Below are 5,057 nucleotides of genomic sequence, written 5' to 3'. Positions count from 1 at the left end.
GGCCCAACGATGCTCAAGTTGATATGGCGAAGAACCGATAATCGAAGCCTCACGAACTTCAGGGTTTTGATCTTTCAAACCTCTTGCCACCGCCACCAGCGCATTCTGGCTTGGATATGAAGCAAGCTCTTGCAGTGCACCAGTACGATTTTCAACAGATTGATTTTGATCTTGTGCCATGTAAGACAACTGTTGAATACGGGTTTGAGTGTCCGTCATTTCGAGCACTTGATTGATATTTTGTGCCGGTGCGTCAACAGTTTGCTGAACGCTATTCGCTGCCATCGCAGACGTTGAAATCAATGCGGACGTTGAAACTAATAGAGCAACAGCCGTCGCTAAACTCTTCTTCATCATAGTATTACCTTAAACTGGAGAACTTAGCCTGTCCTTAGACTCGTATCTGATTAAATTTGTCTTGGACCTGTTGACCCAAAAAACGAGTTAAAACTTGGTCTCGAACGTAGTTTGTTGCGCCTGTTTTGCACGATGTGCCATCAATACTGAATCACTGAATTTGCCATGAGCAACCGGATGCCCCATCGCACGAGCGATATAAGCCATCGACTTGTCGACATGAGAAAAGAACTTGTGCCAACCTGCACATAAGTAGTTCAAGCCCGGTTCGCCTGCGCGAGTTTTGATAAAGCGGTTTTTAGGACATTCACCATGACAAGCAAACTTGTAATCACACTGCTGACATTGACTGGTCATTGTGCGTGATTTAGCGAAACCAAACTTTTGCTGTGGTGCGCTGTACGCTAAATCATCAAGCTTCTCGTGGTGGATATTGCCAATTTTGTATTCAGGGTAAACGTAGTGGTCACAAGAGAACACATCACCGTTTGGCTCCATCGCTAGGCCTTTACCGCAGATCTCATTCAGAGTGCAAAGCGGATTCGGACGACCAATCCACGTTTCTAAGCTCGCTTCAAAATACTGAACGAACACTTTACCGATGTCGTTCTTCGCCCACTCATCAAACACAGAGATCAGGAAGTTACCCCAAGCTAAATCCGACACACACCACGATTCCATGATCGAGTCTTTATGGCCGGGGATCAGGCGTTTTTCGCCTTGTTTTAGCTGCTCACTCACTTGGGATGTTTGTGGCGCAACCGTTCTAAAGGTTTTCTGTTCAACGATAGGAATAAACTGCATTTGTGGAGACTTCACCACATCACGTAGGAAGCGATACACCTCAAGTGCATTTTGACTGGTGAGGTTATTCACACAAGTCAACGTTGCAAATTTAACTTGATGTTTGTGCAGCAACTCAACCGCCGCCATCACTTGTTTGAATGTGCCACGGCCTGCTCTGTTAACACGATACGCATTGTGCAGCATTTCAGGACCTTCAATACTCAAGCCGATCAGGAAGTTATTCTTTGCTAAGAATCGGCCCCAATCGTCATTGAGCAGTGTGCCATTGGTTTGCAGATCGTTTGAGATCAACACACCTTCAGGTCGGTACTTTTTCTGTAGTTCAACCACTCTTTCAAAGTACGCTAAACCCAGCATAGTTGGCTCGCCGCCCTGCCATGAGAAGATAATTTCAGGCGTGTTTTGACCTTCGATATATTGTCGGATGTAGGTTTCTAGCGTCTCATCATCCATTCTCGGAGAACTGCCTTTCTTGTACTCCAACAAATCTTGCTTACTTAGGTAATAACAATATTTACAGTCGATGTTGCACGCTGCGCCAATTGGCTTAGCCATAACATGCAAGCGTTTAGACGCTTTACCATTGTATTGTGGACCTTGAGTAATGTGCATGATTTATCTACCTATCTTAGTGTCTGTAGCCATCATAATGCCTATTTCAATCAGTGGCATGTTATACCCTTTATAACCAATAGGAATGACCTTAAACGTTAAAATTGCCCTCTATTTCGAACATTCGAGGCACGTGATGAAATTTTTTAATTACAAACAAATAGCGGCGATCAGCAGCGTCACCATGACTATTTTCCTAAGCGGCTGTGCGAGCGTGCCTACACACCCCATCGCCCAACAAATTGACCAAGAAATGGTGCTAGTTGAAGGTGGTACATTCACCATGGGTTCGAACGATCCTGAAGCGACCAAAGCAGAACGACCAGCACGAAATATAACTGTAGATAGTTTCTACATTGCAAAGTTTGAGGTGACTCAAGAATTGTTCGAATCGGTGATGGGTTCATCTCTCAGTTATTTCCAAAACCCACAAGTTCCGGTCAATAACTTAAGTTGGCAACAGGCGAACTACTTCGTTGAACAATTGAACGAACTTACAGGTGAAGAATACCGTCTGCCGACTGAAGCTGAATGGGAATTTGCAGCGAAAGGTGGCAACAAGAGCAAAGGCTATACTTACAGTGGTTCCAATAACTTAGATGATGTTGCGTGGTACTCAGCAAATTCTAAAAATAGCGCACATCCAGTCGGGCTAAAGAAGCCAAATGAACTAGGCTTATATGACATGACCGGAAACGTGGGTGAGTTTGTGATTGATGCCTTCGATGACACTTTCTACCGATTCGGTCCAACAGACAATCCTAACAACGCAAAACACAGCGACGTTGGTTTATCACATAAATCGGTTCGCGGTGGCAGCTTTGCTTATGACGAAAACGAATCTGAAAGTTACCGTCGCGACTTCGCAAGCCAATCGATCACTATGTCAGATATGGGCCTGCGTTTAGTTAAGGATACGAACTAGCTAAAGCTGTGAGCTAGTTAAAGAATGAACTAACTAAAGGTGCCAACGGTTATGAATCAACAATCTTCACAAGCAATACTAAAATACGACTTGCACTATACACACGTTAGAAATCTGACCAAACGTTAGAAATCTGACCAAACGTTAGAACTCTGCGGCAACGCTGAATAAGGAACTTCTATGCAATACACCAAGCTTTCAGGACTTACACTCGCGTTACTCTGTGCCTTCCCTACCTCAGCAGCAGAGAAGCCAAATCTAGTCCTTCAAATCACGGTAGATGGCCTGCGCGCAGACCTAATCGAACGATATAAGCACAACTTCGGTGAAGGCGGTTTCCGGTACTTAATGGATGACGGCACTTACTACACCAACGCGAACTACCAACATGGCAACACGGAAACGATCGTGGGCCATGTGTCGCTTGCAACAGGCGCTCCACCGAGCGTACACGGCATGGTAGGTAACGTTTGGTATGACCGTAGCGAAGAGCGTTTGGTGTATAACGTAGAAGACGGCAACTACAAAATGTTGACCTCTGGCGCGGGTGTCGACAAAGCAACAGAGATCGACCCAACGCAGAAGACAGCACAAGGCGATGGCCGCTCTCCAGAGCCAATACTCTCCACCACGTTTGGTGACGAACTGACGATTTCCAATAGTGGCAAATCAAAAGTGTTCGGTGTATCAGTGAAAGACCGCGGTGCGATCTCATTGGCAGGGCACAGTGGTAAAGCCTTCTGGTTCTCCAAAGCGCAATCTGAGTTTGTCACCAGCAACTATTACTACGACGAGTATCCAGATTGGGTATCACGTTGGAACGAGAAAGCGATTGCTGCAGAGTACTCGAAACAGAAATGGGAGCTCTCATTACCACGTGAAAACTACACGCTGCAAGAGCACGATACCGAACACAAAGTGAAACTCGGTGATTTCCAACGCACCTTCCCTCACCCTTATGGCCCCGCGAGTTACAAGTACTACAGCACAACGCTAACCGTTAGCCCGGCTGGCGATGAAATCACAGAAAACTTTGCAAGCACACTGTTGATGCAAGAGAAGCTAGGTCAAGGTGACGTGACCGATTACCTGTCTGTAAGTTTTTCATCAAACGACTACGTGGTGCACTTATACGGCCCTGAAAGCCTAGAGACAGAAGACAACCTAATTCGACTCGATAAGACGATCGCCAAGCTTCTTAAAACCGTTGATCACCAAGTCGGACTAAAGAATACACTAATTGTGTTGTCTGCCGACCACGGTGTACCTGAATCTTCACCTGCGGCAAATGCGCTTGGCTTCAATCAAGCTCAATACTTCAATAAAGACACACTGCTCTCGAGTGGCGTAGAGCAAAGGTTGAAGGATGAGTTTGGTTTATCCAAAGACGCAATACGCTTGTACGCACAGCCTTATATTTATCTGAATCACGATTTAATCGCAGAGAAGAAACTTGACCTAGCTAAAGTACAGGAAGCGATCGCCGATGAAATAGCGAAAGTGAAGGGAGTGGCGTTTGCCGTATCAAGCAGTGATATCGCGGCAAACCGAGTACCTGATACTCATGTAATGCAGCTCATTAAGAACAACTACCACCCAGCTCGTTCTGGCGATGTGTATGTGGTATTTGCTCCACGTAGCTACATTAACGACATGGAAGGCCTTCAAATAGCCTCGACTCATGGCTCGCCATGGAAGTACGATACACATGTCCCTGTCATCTTCGCAGGCTACGACGTTGAAGCTCAGAAAATCTCGCGTCCAGTCACGCCATACGACATTGCACCAACGCTTTCGAACAAACTGGGTATCACTCAACCAAGTGGTTCAATTGGAGAAGTTCTGCAAGAAATTACCGAATAATAGATGTCATTGAGGTTTCTTAGTTTTAATGTCGAAACCCACACCAAGTAAAAGAGCCACTTATCAATTCAGACTGACTCAGTCAAAACAGATAAGCGGCTCTTTTTGATTGCCTGTAGTTAGGTCGAAATCCAATCAACGTATGTCAGTGCTGGGAATAACGGCTATTCGCACAAACATTTTCCATTAATCGCCCTTTAGAGGCTAACTTGATATGTCTTTTGCTGCCGCTTTGATCTTAGCGCGCAACCACTTGTGGCTAGGTTCATTAGTGCGACTCGGGTGCCAAATCATACACATATCGAGGTCTTCCAATTCGAATGGTAGTGGTAGTGTTTTAACCGAGTACTTTTCAGAAAAACAACGCACCGATGACATAGGTAACACTCCGATGTAATCAGAGCCCTCAATAACTGGCAGCATCTCAACAACACCCGCAGCGCGATAGACTATTCTGCGCTTTTCAAGGTCACTGTAGTGTTCAGAACTCAAT

The 5,057-nt window shown here is 45.5% G+C and carries 3 protein-coding genes and 2 pseudogenes; 2 read left to right on the top strand and 3 right to left on the bottom strand.

What is annotated here, in order from left to right; all coding sequences use genetic code 11:
• Nucleotides 1-357, bottom strand: a pseudogene (locus AB4653_RS10845) (hypothetical protein); the annotation flags it as partial.
• Nucleotides 358-444: 87 nt separating this feature from the next.
• Complete coding sequence (locus AB4653_RS10840; RefSeq protein WP_009844967.1) at nt 445-1,776, bottom strand: anaerobic sulfatase maturase; 1,332 nt, start codon at nt 1,774-1,776, stop codon at nt 445-447.
• A gap of 136 nt (nt 1,777-1,912) precedes the next feature.
• On the opposite strand from AB4653_RS10840, the gene AB4653_RS10835 reads away from it, so the two are divergent.
• Nucleotides 1,913-2,701 carry an SUMF1/EgtB/PvdO family nonheme iron enzyme gene (locus AB4653_RS10835; RefSeq protein WP_009844966.1) on the top strand — a complete coding sequence of 263 codons (789 nt, stop codon included), beginning with the start codon at nt 1,913-1,915 and terminating at the stop codon, nt 2,699-2,701.
• A gap of 180 nt (nt 2,702-2,881) precedes the next feature.
• Entirely contained in the window at nt 2,882-4,564 is a 1,683-nt protein-coding gene (locus tag AB4653_RS10830) for an alkaline phosphatase family protein (RefSeq protein WP_009844965.1), read from the top strand.
• A 204-nt stretch (nt 4,565-4,768) separates the two neighbouring features.
• Here the strand turns inward: AB4653_RS10830 and AB4653_RS10825 are convergent.
• Nucleotides 4,769-5,057: pseudogene (locus AB4653_RS10825) on the bottom strand (LysR family transcriptional regulator); the annotation flags it as partial.

Origin of the sequence: Vibrio sp. 10N.222.48.A3, assembly GCF_041475345.1 — a bacterium.
Classification (GTDB): domain Bacteria; phylum Pseudomonadota; class Gammaproteobacteria; order Enterobacterales; family Vibrionaceae; genus Vibrio; species Vibrio tasmaniensis_A.
The sequence above is the reverse complement of the archived record's forward strand: the minus strand, read 5'-3'. Positions and strand labels throughout refer to the sequence as shown.

Coding starts and splice junctions, on each gene's coding strand:
- AB4653_RS10840 (WP_009844967.1), bottom strand. CDS start 1,776: ATGCACATTACTCAAGGTCCACAATACAATGGTAAAGCGTCTAAACGC.
- AB4653_RS10835 (WP_009844966.1), top strand. CDS start 1,913: ATGAAATTTTTTAATTACAAACAAATAGCGGCGATCAGCAGCGTCACC.
- AB4653_RS10830 (WP_009844965.1), top strand. CDS start 2,882: ATGCAATACACCAAGCTTTCAGGACTTACACTCGCGTTACTCTGTGCC.